The 19,001-nt window shown below is 73.9% G+C and carries 18 protein-coding genes; 12 read left to right on the top strand and 6 right to left on the bottom strand.

Annotated elements, in window-relative coordinates:
* The first annotated feature begins 9 nt into the window (after window positions 1–9).
* The 5 genes from MicB006_RS03005 to MicB006_RS03025 all read left to right on the top strand — a co-directional run bounded on the left by MicB006_RS03005 (window position 10) and on the right by MicB006_RS03025 (window position 5,836).
* Entirely contained in the window at window positions 10–2,556 is a 2,547-nt protein-coding gene (locus tag MicB006_RS03005) for a DUF4118 domain-containing protein (RefSeq protein ID WP_116503686.1), read from the top strand.
* A complete protein-coding gene (locus MicB006_RS03010) occupies window positions 2,553–3,233 on the top strand; it encodes a response regulator (RefSeq protein ID WP_030503484.1) in 681 nt (226 codons plus the stop codon). Before MicB006_RS03005 ends, MicB006_RS03010 begins: the two co-directional genes overlap by 4 nt.
* A 58-nt stretch (window positions 3,234–3,291) precedes the next feature.
* Window positions 3,292–4,398, top strand: a complete 1,107-nt coding sequence (locus MicB006_RS03015; RefSeq protein WP_116503687.1) for a magnesium and cobalt transport protein CorA — start codon at window positions 3,292–3,294, stop codon at window positions 4,396–4,398.
* A gap of 99 nt (window positions 4,399–4,497) precedes the next feature.
* The gene (locus tag MicB006_RS03020; protein WP_116503688.1) at window positions 4,498–5,457 is read left to right on the top strand and encodes an ion transporter; all 960 of its coding nucleotides are present in this window, start codon (window positions 4,498–4,500) and stop codon (window positions 5,455–5,457) included.
* Between the two features lie 109 nt (window positions 5,458–5,566).
* Entirely contained in the window at window positions 5,567–5,836 is a 270-nt protein-coding gene (locus MicB006_RS03025; protein ID WP_073825816.1) for a GlsB/YeaQ/YmgE family stress response membrane protein, read from the top strand.
* A 72-nt stretch (window positions 5,837–5,908) separates the two neighbouring features.
* Here the strand turns inward: MicB006_RS03025 and MicB006_RS03030 are convergent, their stop codons facing one another.
* Window positions 5,909–7,498 carry a DUF4139 domain-containing protein gene (locus MicB006_RS03030; protein ID WP_116503690.1) on the bottom strand — a complete coding sequence of 530 codons (1,590 nt, stop codon included), beginning with the start codon at window positions 7,496–7,498 and terminating at the stop codon, window positions 5,909–5,911.
* A 264-nt stretch (window positions 7,499–7,762) separates the two neighbouring features.
* On the opposite strand from MicB006_RS03030, the gene MicB006_RS03035 reads away from it, so the two are divergent.
* Window positions 7,763–8,104 carry an STAS domain-containing protein gene (locus tag MicB006_RS03035; protein WP_225980621.1) on the top strand — a complete coding sequence of 114 codons (342 nt, stop codon included), beginning with the start codon at window positions 7,763–7,765 and terminating at the stop codon, window positions 8,102–8,104.
* Here the strand turns inward: MicB006_RS03035 and MicB006_RS03040 are convergent.
* Window positions 8,084–9,352 carry a PP2C family protein-serine/threonine phosphatase gene (locus MicB006_RS03040; RefSeq protein ID WP_116503693.1) on the bottom strand — a complete coding sequence of 423 codons (1,269 nt, stop codon included), beginning with the start codon at window positions 9,350–9,352 and terminating at the stop codon, window positions 8,084–8,086. The genes MicB006_RS03035 and MicB006_RS03040 overlap by 21 nt on opposite strands.
* A 208-nt stretch (window positions 9,353–9,560) precedes the next feature.
* On the opposite strand from MicB006_RS03040, the gene MicB006_RS03045 reads away from it, so the two are divergent.
* Genes MicB006_RS03045 through MicB006_RS03065 form a run of 5 tightly spaced genes read left to right on the top strand, consistent with a single transcriptional unit; the run spans window position 9,561 to window position 14,676 of the window.
* Entirely contained in the window at window positions 9,561–11,159 is a 1,599-nt protein-coding gene (locus tag MicB006_RS03045) for an ABC transporter substrate-binding protein (RefSeq protein WP_116503694.1), read from the top strand.
* Window positions 11,156–12,148 (top strand): ABC transporter permease, encoded by a 993-nt coding sequence (locus tag MicB006_RS03050; protein WP_043327026.1) that lies wholly within the window; start codon window positions 11,156–11,158, stop codon window positions 12,146–12,148. Before MicB006_RS03045 ends, MicB006_RS03050 begins: the two co-directional genes overlap by 4 nt.
* Complete coding sequence (locus tag MicB006_RS03055) at window positions 12,141–13,004, top strand: ABC transporter permease (RefSeq protein ID WP_116503696.1); 864 nt, start codon at window positions 12,141–12,143, stop codon at window positions 13,002–13,004. Before MicB006_RS03050 ends, MicB006_RS03055 begins: the two co-directional genes overlap by 8 nt.
* Window positions 13,001–13,969 carry an ABC transporter ATP-binding protein gene (locus MicB006_RS03060; protein WP_116503698.1) on the top strand — a complete coding sequence of 323 codons (969 nt, stop codon included), beginning with the start codon at window positions 13,001–13,003 and terminating at the stop codon, window positions 13,967–13,969. Before MicB006_RS03055 ends, MicB006_RS03060 begins: the two co-directional genes overlap by 4 nt.
* The gene (locus MicB006_RS03065; protein WP_116503699.1) at window positions 13,966–14,676 is read left to right on the top strand and encodes an ABC transporter ATP-binding protein; all 711 of its coding nucleotides are present in this window, start codon (window positions 13,966–13,968) and stop codon (window positions 14,674–14,676) included. Before MicB006_RS03060 ends, MicB006_RS03065 begins: the two co-directional genes overlap by 4 nt.
* A gap of 7 nt (window positions 14,677–14,683) precedes the next feature.
* Here the strand turns inward: MicB006_RS03065 and MicB006_RS03070 are convergent, their stop codons facing one another.
* The 3 genes from MicB006_RS03070 to MicB006_RS32655 form a co-directional block, all read right to left on the bottom strand.
* The gene (locus tag MicB006_RS03070; RefSeq protein WP_116503701.1) at window positions 14,684–15,124 is read right to left on the bottom strand and encodes a hypothetical protein; all 441 of its coding nucleotides are present in this window, start codon (window positions 15,122–15,124) and stop codon (window positions 14,684–14,686) included.
* A 123-nt stretch (window positions 15,125–15,247) separates the two neighbouring features.
* Complete coding sequence (locus MicB006_RS03075; protein ID WP_116503702.1) at window positions 15,248–16,045, bottom strand: serine protease; 798 nt, start codon at window positions 16,043–16,045, stop codon at window positions 15,248–15,250.
* A gap of 166 nt (window positions 16,046–16,211) precedes the next feature.
* Window positions 16,212–17,375, bottom strand: coding sequence for a peptidoglycan DD-metalloendopeptidase family protein (locus MicB006_RS32655; protein ID WP_116503704.1), 1,164 nt, complete (start codon window positions 17,373–17,375; stop codon window positions 16,212–16,214).
* Between the two features lie 170 nt (window positions 17,376–17,545).
* Between MicB006_RS32655 and MicB006_RS03085 the strand changes: the two genes are divergently transcribed.
* Window positions 17,546–18,022, top strand: coding sequence for a TspO/MBR family protein (locus MicB006_RS03085; RefSeq protein WP_116503705.1), 477 nt, complete (start codon window positions 17,546–17,548; stop codon window positions 18,020–18,022).
* Window positions 18,023–18,034: 12 nt separating this feature from the next.
* On the opposite strand, the gene MicB006_RS03090 is transcribed toward MicB006_RS03085, so the two are convergent.
* Window positions 18,035–18,919: a helix-turn-helix transcriptional regulator gene (locus MicB006_RS03090; protein WP_116503706.1), complete on the bottom strand. Its 885-nt coding sequence runs from the start codon at window positions 18,917–18,919 to the stop codon at window positions 18,035–18,037.
* Window positions 18,920–19,001: the final 82 nt, after the last annotated feature.

Here is a 19,001-nt window from a genome sequence, read left to right on the forward strand (position 1 = left end):
GATGGGGTCGTGGGCAGGGGTGAACTGCGGATCTATCTCGGGGCCGCCCCGGGCGTCGGCAAGACGTACGCGATGCTCGAAGAGGCCCGGCGGCGGGCCGAACGCGGCACCGACGTGGTGATCGGCCTGGTCGAGACGCACGGCCGCCGGCACACCGCCGAGATGATCGGTGACCTGGAGGTGGTGCCGCGCCGGTCGATGACCTACCGGGGCGTCGAGTTCACCGAGATGGACCTGGACGCGGTGCTGGCCCGGCGGCCCGAGGTCGTCGTGGTGGACGAGCTGGCCCACACGAACGTGCCCGGCTCCCGGCACGACAAGCGCTGGCAGGACGTGCAGCAGCTGCTCGACGCCGGCATCAGCGTGCTCTCCACCGTCAACGTGCAGCACCTGGAGTCGCTCAACGACGTGGTCGCGCAGATCACCGGCACCACCCAGCGGGAGACCGTGCCGGACCAGGTGGTCCGCGCCGCCGAGCAGCTCGAGCTGGTGGACATGACGCCGGAGGCGCTGCGCCGCCGGATGGCGCACGGCAACATCTACCGGCCCGACAAGATCGACGCCGCCCTCGGCAACTACTTCCGGGTCGGCAACCTCACCGCGCTGCGCGAGCTGGCGCTGCTCTGGCTGGCCGACAAGGTCGACGAGCAGCTCGACGCGTACCGCGCCCAGCAGGGCATCTCCGCCACCTGGGAGGCGCGGGAACGGGTGGTCGTCGCGCTGACCGGGGGCCCGGAGGGCGAGACGCTGATCCGCCGGGCCGCCCGGATCGCCGCCCGCAGCAAGGGCGCCGACCTGCTCGCCGTGCACGTCGCGCGCAGCGACGGGCTGGCCGGCGCCGACCCGGCCCAGCTGGCCCGGCAGCGGGTCCTGGTGGAGAGCCTCGGCGGCACGTACCACCAGGTGCTCGGCGCCGACATCCCGGCGGCGCTGCTCGACTTCGCCCGGGGCGTCAACGCCACCCAGCTCGTGCTCGGCGCGAGCCGCCGGGGCCGGTTCGCGCAGGTGTTCGCCAGGGGCGTCGGGGTGACCACCACCGCACTGTCCGGCCCGATCGACGTGCACCTGGTCACCCACCCCGAGGCGGGGCGCGGGCGCCGGGCCGGGGCGGTGCCCGCCGCGCTGTCCCGGAGGCGCCGGCTGGTCGGGTACGCGCTCGCGGCGCTCGGCATGCCGCTGCTCACGCTGCTGCTGCGGACGCTGCCCGACCTCACGCTGACGAACGACATCCTGCTGTTCCTCGCCGGAGTGGTCGGCGTGGCGCTGGTCGGCGGGCTGTGGCCCGCGCTGGTCGCCGCGCTCGGCGGCTCGCTGCTGCTCAACTGGTTCTTCACCCCGCCGTACCGGACGCTGACCATCGCCGAGGCGGACAACCTGCTCGCCCTGGGCGTGTTCGTCGGCGTCGCCATCGCGGTGAGCTGGGTGGTCGACGTCGCGGCCCGGCGTACCCGGGAGGCGGCGCGGGCCTCCGCCGACGCGCAGACGCTGGCCACCGTCGCGGGCAGCGTGCTGCGCGGCGAGCGGCCGTTGCCCGCGCTGCTGGACCGGCTGCGGGAGACGTTCGGGCTGCGCGCGGTGAGCGTGCTCGAACTGACCGCCGAGGCCGAGGGGCGGCCGGCGCGTTCCCGGGAGGAAGGGGCCTGGCGGGTGGTGGCCGAGGTCGGGGAACGGCCGCCGGGCAGCCCGAGCGGGGGCGAGACGGTGGTGCCGGTGGACGACCGGCTCAGCGTGGTGCTCGCCGGCCGGCGGCTGGAGGCGGCCGACCGCCGGGTGGTCGAGGCGTTCGCCGCGCAGGCCGCCGTCGCGCTGCGCCAGGAGCGGCTGGCGCAGGAGGCCGCCACCGCCCGCCCCCTCGCCGCCGCCGACCGGATGCGTACCGCGCTGCTCGCGGCGGTCAGCCACGACCTGCGTACGCCGCTGGCGTCGGCCAAGGCCGCGGTGAGCAGCCTGCGCAGCCACGACGTCGAGTTCGACCCGGACGACCGGGAGGAGCTGCTTGCGACCGCGGACGAGTCGCTGGACCGGCTGGGCCGGCTGGTGGCGAACCTGCTCGACATGAGCCGCCTGCAAGCCGGCGCGCTGGGCGTCACCACCACCGCGATCGGGCTGGAGGACGCCGTACCCCGGGCCCTTGACGAACTCGGCGCGGCGGCGGCCGAGGTCGCCACGGACATCCCGGCCGACCTGCCGGCGGCGCTGGCCGACCCGGGCCTGCTGGAACGCGTGCTGGTCAACGTGGTGTCGAACGCGCTGCGGCACAGCCCGCCCGGCCGCCCGCCGACGATCACCGGCAGCGCGCACGCCGGGCAGGTCGAGCTGCGGGTGATCGACACCGGGCCGGGCATCCCGGAGAACCAGTGGGAGCACGTCTTCCTGCCGTTCCAGCGCCTCGGCGACCGGGACAACCAGACCGGCGTGGGCCTCGGGCTGGCGCTGTCCCGGGGTCTCGCCGAGGCGATGGGTGGCAGCATCACCCCGGAGACCACACCCGGCGGCGGGCTCACCATGGTGTTGCGGCTGCCGGCCGCCCCGCACGCGGAAGGGCCGCAGGAATGACCCGCATCCTGGTCGTCGACGACGAGCCGCAGATCCTGCGCGCCCTGCGGATCAACCTGCGCGCCCGGGGCTACGACGTCGAGGTGGCCGACAGCGGCGCCGCCGCGCTCAAGGCCGCCGCCGGGCACCCGCCGGACCTGGTGGTGCTCGACCTCGGCCTGCCCGACCTGGACGGCACCGAGGTGATCAGGGGCCTGCGCGGCTGGACCGGCGTGCCGATCATCGTGCTCTCCGGCCGGGCCGGCAGCGAGGACAAGGTGGCCGCGCTCGACGCGGGCGCCGACGACTACGTCACCAAGCCGTTCGGGGTCGACGAGCTGCTCGCCCGCATCCGCGCGGTGACCCGGCGGCTCGCCCCCGCCACGCCCGCCGTGCCCGCGCTGCGGATCGGCCGCAACACAGTCGACCTGGCCGACCGGACCGTCACCCGGGACGACGGCGTCGAGGTCAAGCTCACCCCCACCCAGTGGGCCATGCTGGAGAAGCTGCTGCGCAACCCGGGCAAGCTGGTCAGCCAGCGCCAGCTCCTGCACGACGTGTGGGGGCCGGAGTACCACCAGGAGACGAACTACCTGCGGCAGTACATGGCCCAGTTGCGGCGCAAGCTGGAGGACGACCCGGCCCGGCCCCGGCACCTGATCACCGAGCCCGGGATGGGCTACCGCTACCGCCCCTGACGTTTGCGACCGCCTCGGCGGGGGACTCGGCGAGCCGGTCGGGCGGCGGGGGAGGGGCATGGCGGGAAACCGGTCCTCGGAGGGGTTCGGCCGGCGGCTGGACGAGCACGCCATCGACGCCGGCGCGGCGGAGCCGGAGCGCCCCGACGGGCTGGTCGACAGCGGCGTCTACGTCGACGGGGTACGCCGGGCGTCGCCGGTGAGCCTCGCCGACACGTACCGCTGCCTGCAGCAGCTCGACGACGCGATGGCCTGGATCGGGCTGCTCCGGCCGGGCCGCGAGCAGATCGGCTCGCTCGCCGCCGAGTTCCCGCTCCCCGACCTGGCCGTCGAGGACGCCATCAACGCCCACCAGCGTCCGAAGCTGGAACGGTACGGCGACACCCTGTTCGTGGTGCTGCGCGCCGCCCGCTACCTGGACGAGCGGGACGCTGTCGAGTTCGCCGAACTGCACCTGTTCCTCGGGCCGGGATTCGTGATCACCGTGCGGCACGGCGGCACGCCCGACCTGGCCGAGGTACGACGGCGGCTGGAGGCCGAGCCGAACGTGCTCGCGTTCGGCCCGGAAGCAGTGCTCTACGCCGTGCTCGACCGGGTCGTGGACGGCTACGCGCCGGTGGTGGCCGGGCTGGAGAACGACATCGACGAGATCGAGACCGAGGTGTTCGGCGGCGACCCGAACGCCAGCCGCCGCATCTACGAGCTGAGCCGCGAGGTGATCCAGTTCCAGCGGGCCGCCCGCCCGCTGCTGAAGGTGGTGGACGAGCTGACACACGGCTTCGACAGGTACGGCACGGACGAGGAGCTGCGCCGCCGGATGCGTGACGTGGCCGACCACCTGACCCAGGTGGTGGAGCGGGTGGACGGGTTCCGGCACCTGCTCCAGAACATCCTCACCGTCAACGCCACACTGGTCTCGCAGGCGCAGAACGAGGAGATGCGCAGCCTGACCGCCGCGAGCTTCGAGCAGAACGAGGAGATCAAGCGGGTCTCCGCGTGGGCGGCCATCCTGTTCGCGCCGACCCTGATCGGCACCGTCTACGGGATGAATTTCGGCCACATGCCGGAGCTGGGCTGGCGGTACGGCTACCTGTTCGCGCTCGCCCTGATGCTCGCCGTCTGCGGCGCGCTCTATCTGCTGTTCAAGCGCCGCGGCTGGCTGTGAGCCGGGCCGGCCGCGCCTCGGCAGTGACCGCAGGCCAGTGGTGATCCACTAAAGTGTCCGGGTGGCTACCCCCTGTCGTCCGCGCCTTGCCCGGACCGCATGTCGTGGAGGAAGGCGCTGATCGGGGACACGGTGCCGACCCCGCGCGGCGGTCGCCGGACGAGCACGGGGAAGCGAGGGCTGGCGGGCCACTGTGCCCGGCTCGTCGCGTCCCGGCCGTTCGAAGTGGCCATCGTGGTGCTCATCATGGCCAACGGTGTGGTGCTGGGCATCGAGACGTACCCGAACCTGGGTGCCGCCGGGCCGGTGCTGCGGTGGACGGAGCTGATGTTCCGGGCGGCCTTCGTCGTGGAGATCACCATCCGGATCCTCGCCTACGGCCGCCGCCCGCAGGACTTCTTCCGGCACGGCTGGAACGTCTTCGACCTGCTGGTGACCGTTGCCATCTTCATCCCCGGGCTGCACGGCGACTCGGGGGTGCTGCGGTTCATCCGGGTCGCCCGGGTGCTGCGGCTGGTCCGCTTCTCGCCCGGCCTGCGGACCATCGTCACGGCGCTGTGGCGCAGCCTGCCCGGCGTCGCCGGGTTCCTCGCGCTCGCCGCCGTGACGCTCTACGTGTACGGCATGGCCGGCTGGCTGATCTTCGGCGACCGCTATCCCGAGCAGTACGGCGACATCGGCCGTTCCCTCGTCACGCTGTTCGTGCTGCTGTCCCTGGAGACGCTGCCGGACCTGCTGGAACAGGGCCTGGAGGTGTCACCGTGGACGCTGCTCTACTACGTCAGTTTCGTGATGATCGCCGTCAACCTGCTGCTGAACATCCTCATCGCGGTCATCGTCAACTCGATGGAGGAGGCGCGCCGGCTGGAGATGACCGAAGGGCTGGCACCGGACTACGACTCCGACGGCGACGGGATACCGGACGAGGTGGACCGGATCGCGATCAGTCAGCGCCTGGACGACCTGCGCATGGTCGTCGCCGAGCTGGAGCGGGAACTACGCATCGACCGGGAGGAGCCGCCCGGCGCGCCGCGCCGCCGCCAGCACTCGGACCACTGACCGGCAGGTCATGACAGTTCTGTGACGAAAACGGCCCGCACGTTTGGCCGGGCTGTTGATCGGGGCAACCACCGAGGCGCCAACACATCTGAGGGAAGGGACGCCTCTCGTGGAGATCACGGGCTTCTTCACCGCGCTCATCATCGGCCTCGTCATCGGCGCGCTCGGGCGCCTGGTGGTGCCGGGCAAGCAGAACATCCCGATCTGGCTGACCCTGCTCATCGGTGTGGTCGCCGCGTTCGTGGGCACCCTGGTCGCCGGCGCGTTCGGCGTCGACGACACCCCCGGCATCGACTGGATCGAGCTGGCGCTCCAGGTCGGCTTCGCGGCCATCGGTGTCGCCGTCTTCGCCGGTCTGTACGGTCGTCGCCGCGTCTGACCGGACCGAAGGAAGGGCCCCTTCTTAACGCATTCTGCATAAGAAGGGGCCCTTCTTAACGCGCGCGTGCGGCTACTCCCGCCAGCCGGTCAGCTCGACGCCCTTGGCCAGCTCCACCCGGAAGCCCAGCGCGATCTCCCCGCTCTCGCCCGGCGCGAGCGACAGCCGCCAGGTCAGCTCGCCCAGCTCCGTACGCTCGGCGGGCGGCGGCGTCAGCGCCGTCTCCCGTACCGCCACCGCCTCGTCCCGGGACACCGGCAACTGGTCGCGCACCTCCACAGTGGCCGACCGGGGGGTGTGGTTCGCCACCGTGATCCGGTACTCCACCTCCCGACGCCGCGTCGACCCGAGCGTCGCCTTGCTCTCGGTGCGCCGGTGCAGCTTCCGCTCCACCCGTACCCGGTCGTCCACACCGAGGGCCAGCTCGGTCTCCTCGCCCGGCGCCCACGTCGGCAGCCGAGTCGCCGCCACGAAGTCCGCGCCGTGGAACACCGACGCCGGGCCGGGCAGCAGCGTGTGGTCCGACGTGTTGCGGACCGTGGCCCGCAGGTGCGCCTCGGCGGCGCGTACCGGCACGCTCACGTGGTCCAGCCGGGCCGGCAGCTCCAGCGCCGCGACTGTCACCCGGTGCGCGCTGCCGTCGGCCGGCACCGCCACCGGCCGGGCGGGCCGGTAGGTCGCCGCCGTGACGCCCTGTTCGACCTCGGCGACGCTCTCCCGCACCGCCGGCCGGGGCGCCGCGGACCGCGCCGCGCCGGCCCGGCCCGCCGGTGCCGCGCCGGGCGCCGGGGGCGGCACCATGCCGTCGAACGACGCGGCCGACACAGCCATCGGCGGCTGCGGGCGGAGCCGGTCGAGATACCAGGGCGACAGTTCGGGTACGCCGCTGGCCGCCGCCGGGCGGGCGGTGGAGAGCAGAAGCTCGCACTCCGGCCAGTCCTCCCCGGTGCCCTGGCTGACCAGCCCGAACCAGGTGACAGTCATGGTGTCCTCGACCAGCCGCAGGTCGTAGGAGGGCGTCCAGCGGGCGCCGTCGACCAGGTAGCTCAGCTCCAGCTCCACCTCGGTGTCGTCGGCGTCGACGGAGACGGACACCTCGGCGGCCAGCCGGTCCGGCGCCCGCTTGCCGCGCGCCGCCTCCAGATCGCGGTCGACAGCGGCCAGCTCCTCCGCCAGCTCGGTGCGCCGCCGGGCCAGCCCGCGCCGCCGGGCCCGGGACTCGGCGAGCTGCCCGGACACCGAGTCGGTGAAGGCCGCCACGTCGGCCGGGGCCGCGTCGCCCGCGGCCAGCGCCCGGGCGTACGTGCCACCGGCCCGCTCGGCCAGCCGGGTGAGGAACTCGCCGCGCTGTTCCTCGATCGCGTCGGTGTCCCCGACCTCGGTCAGCTCGTCGGCGAGTTCGCGACGCCGCCGTTCCAGCTCGACGACCTGGGCGTCGGTGCTGCGGGCCTGCCGCCACGCGACCACGTCCACCCCGAGCACCGTCACCGCGCCCCGGCCACCCACCCGGATCGAGTCCCGGCGCAGGCCCAGCGGGAGCGGAGCGACGCGTACCCGATGGTCGCCGGCGGCCAGCCGGAGACGGCCGCGGCGGGTGACCCGGGCGCGGTCCGGGTAGACGGTCACGCCGACGACCGGCGCATCGATCTCCAGAGTGTCCACGGCGGCGAGGGTAGTTGAGCCGCGCCCACGACGGGGCTGCCGAAGGCGCATCCGCTGGTCGACTGCGAGCGTCGCCGGCTCGCGATCGGTGAACGGCAGCGGGGACGCGGATCGTGATCCGGCTCGATCGGCACCGAGGTGTCCTCCACCACTTCGCGGGGAGCCGCTGAGCCGACGTGAGCCCACGGGAGGCGATCAGGGCCGAATTCTGGCACGGTGTCGGGTAGCGACGGGCGCGGTTGAGGGGGAGTGGTGGAGTTCTCGGTGACGACCAGGCAGGGGCGTGTCGGCCCGGTGATCGAGGTCGTCGGTGACCTGGACATGGCCAGCTCGCCGCAGTTGCGTGACCGGCTGCTCGAGGTGGTGGAGACGGGCGCGCGGACGGTGGTCGTCGACCTGACCCGGGTCGGGTTCGTGGACTCCAGCGGCCTGGGCGCGCTCGTGCTCGTCTACAAGAGCCTGCAGGAGCGCGGCGGCTGGCTCGGTCTGGCGGTCGTCCGCCAGTCGATCCGCAACGTCTTCTCGATCACCTCGGTGGACCGCGTCATCCCGCTCTTCGACACGGTGCGGGACGCCGAGGACGGATCAGCGGCGGCGGTGCGCTGAGGGCTCCTCGTCCGGGCTGACGCGGGCGCTGTCGGCGCCGGCGGTGCTGTGCCGTGGGCCGTGACCGCCGTACCAGTCGACGACGAGCAGCGTGGCGTCGTCGCTCAGAGCCGGGCCGGCGATCTCCAGCACCGCGTCGGACAGCGCCCGGACCGCCTCGCGGGGATGCAGGTGGGCGAGGCGGAGCAGCGCCCCGGGCAGGTCCAGGTCGGCAGCGTTGCGTTCGTGCATGCCGTCGGTGACCACCACCAGCCGGTCGCCGGGCAGCAGGGCCAGCTCTCCGCTGCGGTAGCTCTCGCCGAGGAACATCCCGAACGGAAAGTTGCCCGGCAGCTCCACGGGGACGACCCGGCCGTCCCGGACCAGCATCGGCGGGACGTGGCCGGCGTTCAGCAGTTCGCAGCGCCCCGTGGCCAGGTCGATGCGGCCCAGCACGGCGGTGACGTACGCGCCGCGTACGTTCGCGTGCTCCGCGACGGCCCGGTTGGCCTCCTCGGCCTGGGTGACGAGGTCGGCGCCGCGGCGGCGGGTGTTGCGCAGGCTGCCCACGCCGAGGGTGGCGGTGAGCGCGCTCGCCACGCCGTGGCCCATCGCGTCGGTGACGCTGAGGTGCAGCAGATCCCGGGCGAGGCTGTAGTCGAAGGTGTCGCCGCCGACGCTCGCGGCGGGTTCCAGCCAGCCGGAGAGCGCGAAGGCGCCGGCCTCGCAGGTGAACGAGGCGGGCAGCAGGCGGCGCTGGATCTCGGCGGAGAGGCTGAACGGGGTGGTGCGCTGTCCCCACTCGAACAGGTCGGTGTGCCTGCGGTTGGCGATGACCACGAACGCCAGCGCGTGCGCGGTACGGGCGACCGAGTTCACCGCGTCGCTGTCCGGCTCCTCGGGCAGGCCGACCTCCAGCAGGCCGATCGCCTCACCGCGGTCGGTGACCGGCGCCAGCACGGTCCACGTGCCGTCGCCGGCGACGACCTCGGGGGCCTGCTGACGCAGGGCGCGCTCGTAGGGCCCGCCGTCGAACGGGAGGACCTCGGCGTCCTCCTCGCCGTGGCGCCGGCCGTTACCGCCGCCGTTCGGCTGGTGGGTCAGCCGGACCAGCGCACGGCCGCTGAGGTCGGCGATCAGCAGCGAGACGCCGAGCGCGTTCAGCGCCGTGGCGATGACGCCGGTGACGGCCTCGACCGCCTGCACCGGGGCGGCGTTCTCAGCCGACTGCAACATCCCGGCAAGCACCGCCTGCTCGCTGTCCTCCACCCCCTGAGCATATTCAGCGCGCCGCACCGCCGCCTCACGAGCGGACGCCCGGGCCCGGAGGGTCTCCGCCGTCGACGGTTCCCTATTGCATATGATTGGCAACTACCGAATAGTGGCAGAAGTGGGCGGGTGCTCGGGCACGCGATGATCTGATCTTCGCCGGAGCGCCCGCCCGGCCGCTACCGAGGACGAGTTCGAGGGGTTGCCGGTGGCGATCAAGCCCAAGCCCGTACGCGTGGCCGCGATGCTCGCCGCCGCCCTGCTCGCCGGCGCGGGCTGCTCGTCGCCAACGGCCTCGCCCGGCGGCACGGGCAACGCCGGCACGCTCGTGGTCGCCACCGCGGGCGAGCCGGACACGCTCAACCCGGTGCTCAACTACGGCGTCGACGGCGCTTCACTGATCTTCGACGGGTTGGTCGCCCGGGACGCCCGCAACGAACTGGTGCCCGCCCTGGCCCGCGAGCTGCCCACCGTCTCCGCGGACGGGAGGACGGTCACCGCGAAGCTGCGCGAGGAAGTGCTGTTCCACGACGGCAGCCCGCTGACCGCCCAGGACGTGGCGTTCACCTACCAGGCGGTGCTCGACCCGAGAGTCGACTCGACGCTGCGCTCCGATCTGGACATGCTCGCCTCCGTCACTGCGCCGGACCCGGCGACAGTCGTGTTCACGCTGAAGTACGCGTACGCGCCGTTCCTGCAACGGCTGGCGCTGGGCATCGTTCCGGCGAAGGCGTTCGCCGGGCAGGACGTCAACAAGGCCGGCTTCAACCGCAAGCCGGTCGGCACCGGCCCGTACCGGTTCACGTCCTGGACCCCGGGCGACCGGCTCGTGCTCGCGGCCAACGAGACGTACTGGGGCGGCAAGCCGGCGAACTCGGGCGTGGTGGTGGCGTTCGTCGCCGACGACAACGTGCGGGCCCAGCGGATGCGGGCCGGCGAGTTCGACGCGGCGGAGCTGGCGCCGAAGCTCGCGTCCGGGTTCGAGGGCCGCAACGGCTACCTGGTGCACAAGGTGCCGACCGCCGACTACCGCGGCGTCATGCTGCCGATGGGCAACCCGGTCACCGGCGACCTCGCGATCCGGCGGGCGCTGAACGTCGCTGTGGACCGGCAGGCCATGGTGACCGGTGTCCTCGGCGGGGCCGGCGAGCCCGCGTTCGGGCCGGTGCCGCCCACCTCGGAATACGCCGAGCCGTCGATCACGGGCAAGCCGGCCGCCGACATCGCCGGAGCGACGGCGGCGCTGGACGCCGCCGGGTGGAAGCCCGGCCCGGACGGCATCCGGGTCAAGGACGGGCGTACGGCCGCGTTCACGATCATGTACCCGGCCACCGACAGCCTCCGCAAGGAACTGGCCCTGGCCGTCACCGCCGACGCGAAGAAGGTCGGCATCAAGGTCACGCCGGAGGGCCTGACCTGGGACGCGATCACCCCGCGGATGGGGAACGACGCGCTGATCATGGGCTACGGCACGCCGTACGACCCGGACTTCGTCTCCTACAAGCTGTTCAGCTCGGCCTTCGCCGGGCAGGGCTTCTTCAACCCCGGCTCGTACCGCTCGGCGGTCACCGACGCCGCGTTGCGGGACGGCCGGGACAACGCCGACCCGGCGGCCCGCAAGGCCGCGTACGCCACGTTCCAGAAGCAGCTCGCCACCGACGTGCCGTGGGTGTTCCTCACCTACCTCCAGCACACCTACGTGCTGAAGGACGCGGTGACCGGGGTGGCGCCGCGGGTCGAGCCGCACGAGCACGACGTCGCCAACAGCATCTGGTGGAACGTGCACACCTGGACGAAAGAATCGTGACCGGACGGCGGCGGCTGGCCGGGGCCGGCACCGTGGTCCGGCGGCGGCTGCTGGTCGCCGTACCGGTGCTGGCCGCGACCAGCATGGGCATGTTCGCCCTCGGCGCCGCCTCCCCGATCGACCCGGCGCAGCAGTACGCGGGCGCGGCGGCGTTCACCACCAGCGAGGAGAACCTGGCGCAGATCCGCGCCAACTGGGGCGTCGACGACCCGCTGCCGGTGCAGTACGCCCGCTGGGTCGGCAACCTGCTGCGCGGCGACCTGGGCTGGTCCACGAGCCGGCACGAGCCGGTCACCTCGGTGCTCGCGTCCCGGGCCGGGTGGACGCTGCTGCTCGTCGGCACCGCGCTGGCCCTGGTGCTGGTGGCGAGCGTGCTGCTGGGCACGCTGGCCGCGTACCGCCGTGGCGGCTGGTTCGACAGGGCGCTGCGCGCCGTCGCGTACGCCGTGCAGTCGATGCCGGTGTTCTGGATCGGCCTCGCGGCGATCGCGGTGTTCGCCCTCAGCCTCGGCTGGCTGCCCGCCGGCGGGCTCACCGACATCACCGCCACGAGCACCGACCCGGCCGACGTGGCCCGGCACCTGGTGCTCCCGGTGACAGTGCTGGCGATCTCCCAGGCGCCGTGGTTCGTCCTGTTCGTCCGCGACGCGGTCGCCGAGAGCCTGCGCGACGACCACGTCCTGGCCGCGCGCGCCCGGGGGCTGCCCGGCCGGGTCGTCCTGTTCGGACACGCGCTGCGTACCGCGCTGCTGCCGTTCCTCACCCTGGTCGGCACGCACCTGCCCGAACTCGTCGGCGGCGCGGTCCTGGTGGAGACCGTGTTCTCGCTGCCCGGGCTCGGTGCGGTCACCGTCGAGGCGGCGCTGGGCGCCGACTTTCCGCTGCTCGCGGCCACGACCCTGGCCACCGCCGTCGTGGTGCTGACCGCGAATCTGCTCACCGACCTCGCCTACGCCGCCGCCGACCCCCGGGTACGCCTCGATGACTGACCTCGCCCTCCCCGCGCGCGTACGGCGCCTGCGTCCCGTCCGCGCCGGCACGACAGTCGCCGTCGTCGTGCTCGCCGGTGTCGTCGCAGCCGCGCTGCTCGCCCCGGTCCTGTGGCCGCTGGACCAGAGCGCCGTCGACCTCTCCCGTACCCGGCTCGCGCCCTCGCCGGAGAACCTGGCCGGCACCGACGACCTCGGCCGCGACGTCGCGGTGCGCAGCCTCTACGGCCTGCGCGTCTCGCTGCTCGTCGGCGCGGTCGCCGCGCTCGTCGCGGCCGTCATCGGCGGCCTGGTCGGCGCGCTCGCCGGCAGCGTCGGCGGCTGGGTCGACCGGGCGCTCATGCGCGTCGTGGACACCGTCGCCGCGCTGCCGCACCTGCTGCTGGGCATCTTCGTGGTGGCGATGCTGCGCCCCAGCCTGGGCGCGGTGATCGCGTCCATCGCGTTGACGCACTGGCTGTCCACCGCCCGGATCGTCCGCTCCGAGCTGCTCAGCCTGCGCAACCGGCCGTTCGTGGACGCCGCGATCTCCGGCGGCGCGAGCCGGGCCCGGGTGCTCACCCGGCACCTGCTGCCGCACGTGCTGCCGCGCCTGGCACTGGCGACCACGCTCATGGTGCCGCACGCCGTCTGGCACGAGACCGCGCTGTCGTTCCTCGGCCTCGGCCTGCCGCCGCACCTGGCCTCGATCGGCAACATGATCAACGACGGGCAGCGGTCGCTGCTCACCGGCGCCTGGTGGGCCAGCATCGTCCCCGGCCTCCTGCTCGTGGCGGCCACGCTGGCGCTCGCCGTGCTCACCGGACGGTGGCGCGACCGCCTCGACCCGCGCGTACGGGCGGAGCTGCACCTGTGACCGCCCCGGCGCTGCTGACAGTCGACGGGCTGACCGTCCGCTTCCGGCTGCGCGACGCGCTCGTGCACGCCGTCAGCGACCTGAGCCTCACGCTGCGGCCCGGCGAGCTGCTGGCGGTGGTCGGCGAGTCCGGGTGCGGCAAGTCCGTCCTCGCGCACGCCCTGCTCGGCCTGCTGCCGCGCAACGCCACAGTCACCGGGCAGGCCCGCCTGCACGCGCCGGGGCGCGACAAGGTCGACCTGATCGGCGCGGGGGAGCGGCACCTCGCCCGGCACGTACGCGGCCGGGGCGTCGGCCTCGTCCCGCAGAGCCCCGCCACCGCGCTCACCCCCGTGCGTACCGGGCGGAAGCTGCTGGAGGAGACGCTGCGCGCCCACGGACACACCCGCCGCGACGCGCCGGCCGCCGCCGACCGGATCGCCGCCGACGTCGGCCTCGACCCGGCCGACCTCGACCGGTACCCGCACGAGCTGTCCGGCGGCATGGCCCAGCGGCTCGCCACCGCGCTCGCCCTCGCGCCCGACCCGCCGGTGCTGCTCGCCGACGAACCCACCACCGGCCTCGACCGGCCGCTCGTCGACCACACGCTCGACCTGCTGCGCCGCCGCTGCGACACCGGCGCGGCGGTCCTGCTCATCACGCACGACCTGTCCGCCGCGCGCCGCGTCGCGGACACCGTGGCCGTCATGTACGCCAGCCGCATCGTCGAACACCGCCCGGCCGAGGCGCTGTTCGACGACCCGGCCCACCCGTACACCGCCGGGCTGCTCGACGCGCTGCCCGACCGCGCGTTCGTTCCGGTGCCGGGCCACCCGCCGGCGCTCACCGACCTGCCCGGAGGGTGCGCCTTCGCCCCCCGCTGCGTCCGCGCCACCGACATCTGCGCGACAGTGCCCCGCCTCGGCACCGACGGCGCGGGCCGGGTCGCCTGTCACCACCCGCTGCGCGAGGGAGTACCGGCATGACGCTCACCGCTCCCGGCGCGACCGACGCCGCCGCCCCGGGCGCCGCGCCGGCCGCCGGGCTCGCCGCGTGCCAGGTCTCCGTCGCGTACGGCGGGCAGCGGGTCCTCGACCGGGTCGACCTGCACATCGCTCCCGGTGAGACGGTCGGGCTGCGCGGACCGTCGGGCAGCGGCAAGTCCACGCTCGCCCGTGTCCTCGCCCTGCTGCACGCCCCGGACAGCGGGCACGTCACGATCGACGGGCACCCGCTCGGCGGCGTCCGCCACCGCCTGCCTGCGGAACTGCGCACCCGCGTGGCGATCCTGTTCCAGAGCCCGCGCGCCGCCACCGACCCGCGGCTCAGCCTCGCCGACATCGTCGCCGAGCCGCTACGTGCCACCGGCACACCGCGCCAGCAGGCCGCCGCCCGCGCGGCGGAGCTGGCCGACCTGGTCGGACTGACTCCCGACCTGCTGACCCGCCGTCCGCACGCGGTCAGCGACGGGCAACTGCAACGCGCCTGCCTGGCCCGCGCCCTGGTCCACCGGCCGGACTACCTGCTCTGCGACGAGGCGACAGCGATGCTCGACGCCTCCACGCAGGCGCACGTCGCCGCCGTCATCGGCGACTACCAGCGCCGGCAGGGCGCCGGGGTCCTGGTCATCACCCACGACCCGGCGCTGATGGCCCGCTGGGCCACCCGGGTGGTGGACCTGCCGGCGGCGTGACGTCGCCTCACTCCTGCACCGGGCGGCGCACGGTGCCCAGCGCCCCGGCGACGACGGTCCCGAATCCGACCGCCATGAGCGGCATCCCCATCTCGAAGGGCAGCTCACCGACCCAGTTGATGCTGTCGCGCTCCGGCAGCGCGCCCAGGCTCACCGCGACCACCGCACTGGCGAGGAACATCCCGGCCACCGCCGCGCCGATCGCGAGCTTGGCACACGCCACGCTCCGCCCGGCCCAGAGGCCGGCCAGGACGGCGATCACCAGGGACACCACGACCAGCCAGGTCCAGCCGCCCTCGGTCTCCAGGTAGGCCCAGCCCGAGTACGACCACTGGTGCCGGCGGCTGGCGCGGAACCACGGGATCAGGTAGCCGAGCAGCGCGGTGGCGCCGCCGACCGTGAGCAGCAGGTCAGGGGCCGGGCGGTACCAGCGAGGGGAGTCGTCCATGCGTCCGGAAGGTAGCAGTAATCGTGATCCAGGCACGCGGTGGCGGCGTCACGGACCGGCCGTACGGACGTGGCGGTGGCCCGGCCGCTGTGCCGTGACCGGGCCACCAGGCGCGTTGCGCTGTCAGCCGCCCAGACTCGCGGCGGCGGACTGGATCGCCGAGGCGAACGTGCTGACCTGGGTGTAGACGCCGGGGTAGTTGGGGCGGGCGCAGCCGTTGCCCCAGCTCACGATGCCCACCTGGATCCAGGCGCCGGCGGCGTCCGGGCGGAACATCGGGCCACCGGAGTCACCCTGGCAGGTGTCGACGCCGCCGCTGGCGTACCCGGCGCAGATCTCCTCGCTGGGGATGACGTCGCCGCCGTAGTAACGGTTGCAGGTGGTGTCGTCGACGAACGGCACGCTGGCCTTGAGCAGGTAGCGCTGCTGCGCGCCGCCCTCCCGCGCGGCGCCCCAGCCGGCCACCGTGAACGTGCCGCTGTCGTACGCCGTGGTGGTGGCGATCTTCAGCGTGGCGAGCGAGGTGACCGGGCTGGCGAGCCGGATCAGCGCCCAGTCGTCGCCGTTGCCGTTGTAACCGGGAGCCCGGTAGACGTAGTTGGAGCGGACCTGGATCCGGCTGGAGGACTGGAGGTCCACCACGCCCAGCGTGGCGGTGATGCTGGTGTTGGACCCGGTGCGGCCGACGCAGTGCGCGGCGGTGAGGACCAGTCGCGGGCTGTAGAGCGCGCCTCCGCAGCCCATCGAGAGCCGGACCATGAACGGGAATTCGCCCTGCGCGGCCCGGGTGCCGCCGACGACGTACGGCGTCATGTCCCCGGCCGGCGCCGCCGTGGCCGGCGCGGTCACGGTGACCGCTCCCGCGGTGACGACTGCCAACACGGCCGCCAACCGGCCGACAAATCTGCGCCAACGGACCATGGTCCCCTCCAGACATCGACTGTGTGCCGCCCGCCGGGGCCGCACGCGGTGGCAGGAGCCTATTGGCATATATCGATGCTCGGCAATGGATCTGTGCATCCCGTCTGCGTCATACGCCGCGCGTGCCGGTGCCGTTTCCGGGCACCGGCACGCGCGGGCCGTACGGTCAGCACCAACCGTTTATCGGCCCGTTGACGCCGGTGGAGAGGTAGGCGTCGGACACCCAGCTGCCGTCGCTGAGCCGGTCCCACAGCGCGGTGGTGCCGTAGCGGCCGGTGTGCGAGGTGCCGTTGGCGGAGCAGGAGACGGTGACGGTGGCGCCGTCGGCCACCGACCCGAGGGCGCCGTAGCCGGTGCCGGGGCCGGAGCGCCGGGTCAGCGAGCCGCCGCCGTTGGCGTCGACGACTCCCTGGTTGAAGCCGAGCGCGCCGTAGTTGTAGACGCCGCCACCCCCGCCGACGTAGGCGGACCCGTGCCGGGCGCCGCCCTGGTACGCCGCAGCGCCGCTGACGAAGTCCCACTTGCCGATGCCGTGCCCGGCGATCGGCACGTACGCCGAGTTCTGCCGCAGCCCGAAGTGCACGTGCCGGCCGGTGGCCGAGCCGCCGCAGGTGACGTCGGTGCCGGTGTTGCCCAGGACCGTGCCCTGGGCGACGCCCGCGCCGTTGACGGAGATGCTGTTCCACAGGTGGTAGTAGTCGGTCGAGTAGCCCCGGTCGTGGATGACCCGGATCCATCCGGTGCACATCGTGTACGCGGTGCCGGCCCGGGCGGCGCGGACGACCTGGTCGCCACCGGCGAGGTCGACCGAACTCCACGGCGCGGCGGCGCCGCCCCAGCCGTGCGGCCCGGAGGTGAGCGTCCACGTCTGCCCGACCGCGAACGGCAGCGCCATGCCGGTGCGGAAGTCTCCGCCCGCGAGCAGCGGTGTGACGGGCGTGGTGAAGACGGCCTTCTCGGTCTCGCTCACCAGCGGCGACGCGGCGGCCAGGTCACCGAACGCGGCCTCCCCGTCGAACGCGACGGTCCAGCCCTTGGCGTCGGCCCGGGCGAGGAAGACCGAACCGGTGGGGTGCGCGTCCGCGGACCGGTCCGCCAGCAGCACCGCGGTGCCGAAGGCCCACCGTCCGTTCGCGCGGGTGACGCTGATCCGGGTCCGCTCCGCGCCCGCCGCGCGGGCGGTGGCCGCGTCCGCCGAGCCGAGGAGCTTCGCGGTCACGGCGTCGGCGACGGGTTCCGGTGTCGTGCGAGGAGCGGCAGTGGCGGGTGCCGGGGCCACCGCCCAGGCGGCGATCGCCGCCAGGGCGCAGGAGAGCATGAGCCGTCGCATGGAGCCTCCCTATCGACATGTGTCACTGGATTGAGAGGCTATCGACACCGATGAAAGTTGTCTACAACTCTCCGCGCGATGGTGAAGGATCTGTGCATCGGGGCGTACCCGGAAGTGGATCTTCCGGCGGCGGCGGGGTTGATCCGCCGCTGGCCGGGTAGCTGAGCGGCATGCGAGTACCGACCCTGGTCAAGACCGCGGCAGCAGTCACCGCGACCGCCGCCGCGGGCGCCGCCGCCACCTCCACCGGCACGTCGACGCGCTGGTACCGCCACCTGCGCAAGCCCGCCTGGCAGCCGCCGTCGGCCGCGTTCCCCCTGGTCTGGACCCCGCTGTACGGGCTGATCGCGCTGGCGGGCGCCCGGGCGCTGGACCGTTCCGAGGGGCCCGAACGCGCTGCCTTCGCCCGCGGCTACGCGCTCAACCTGGCGCTCAACGCCGGCTGGAGCGCCCTGTTCTTCGGCGCCCGCAAGCCCGGCGCCGCGCTGGCCGAGATCGCCGCGCTGAACGTGTCCAACCTGGTGCTGCTGCGCCGCGCGGCGCGCGCCGACCGTTCCGCCGGGGCGGCGCTCGCCCCGTACGTCGCGTGGACCCTCTTCGCCACCGCCCTCAACGGCACGATCGTCGGCCTCAACCGAGGGCGGTGACCGCCGCTCGCCTCATCGGGCCGGGTCCCCGTCGGCGGACGCCGGACGGGTCGCGCGCCACGACGCCAGGAGCCGCAGCCGGTCCGCGTCCGGGCTGCCCGGCTCGGCGGTGAAGACGAGCACGAACGGGCCGGGACTGCCCGGCAGCGGATAGGTGTCCCAGTCCAGGACGATGTCGCCCAGTCCGGGCACCCGGAACGTCTTGGTGCCGCTGACCGACGCGCGGACGTCGTGCCGTGCCCACAGCCGCCGGAACTCCGCGCTGCGGATGCTCAACTCGCCGACGACCGCGGTGGCGCGGGGATGTGTGGGGTCGTCGGCGACGGCGGCGCGCAGCATGCCGATGTACTCCAGCGCCTGCCGTTCCCAGTCCGGGCAGCTGCGTCCCCCGGTCAGCGCGTCGTCGAAGAGCAGCAGGAGCATGTTGAGCCGGCCGGGCGGGTGGTCGGCCGGGTCACCGAGCAGCGCCTGCGCCATCGGGTTCCAGTCGAGCAGGTCCAGGTGCCGGCCGAGGACGACAGCCGGGGTGTCCATCACCCGCAGCAGCCGCCGGGTGCTGTCCGGCACCCGCTCCGGCCCGTGGTCGACGCGGGTCGGCATCGGCCGCCGGGCGGCCCAGGCCAGCGTGAACAGGTGCCGGCGTTCGGTGTCGTCGAGAGCGAGGGCACCGGCGATCGCGTCCAGCACGTCGTCGGAGGGGCGTACCTCCCGGCCCTGCTCCATCCGCTGGTAGTAGTCGGTGCTCAGCCCGGCCAGCAGGGCCAGTTCCTCACGCCGCAGGCCGGTCACCTTGCGCCGGCCGCCCGGCTCCAGGCCGACATCGCGCGGGCGCAGCCGGCCACGCCGGGCGCGCAGGAACGCGCCCAGCTCGCGTGCGTACGGATGCGGGCTGCTCATGCCGCCAGTGTGCCGTGACGCCGCCCGCCCAGGGTAGGTCCCGCGGACCTGGGCAACAGTGAACGACCGAGACCGGCCGGAC

The organism is Micromonospora sp. B006, assembly GCF_003408515.1.
In the GTDB taxonomy this organism is placed as follows: Bacteria; Actinomycetota; Actinomycetes; order Mycobacteriales; family Micromonosporaceae; genus Micromonospora; species Micromonospora echinospora_A.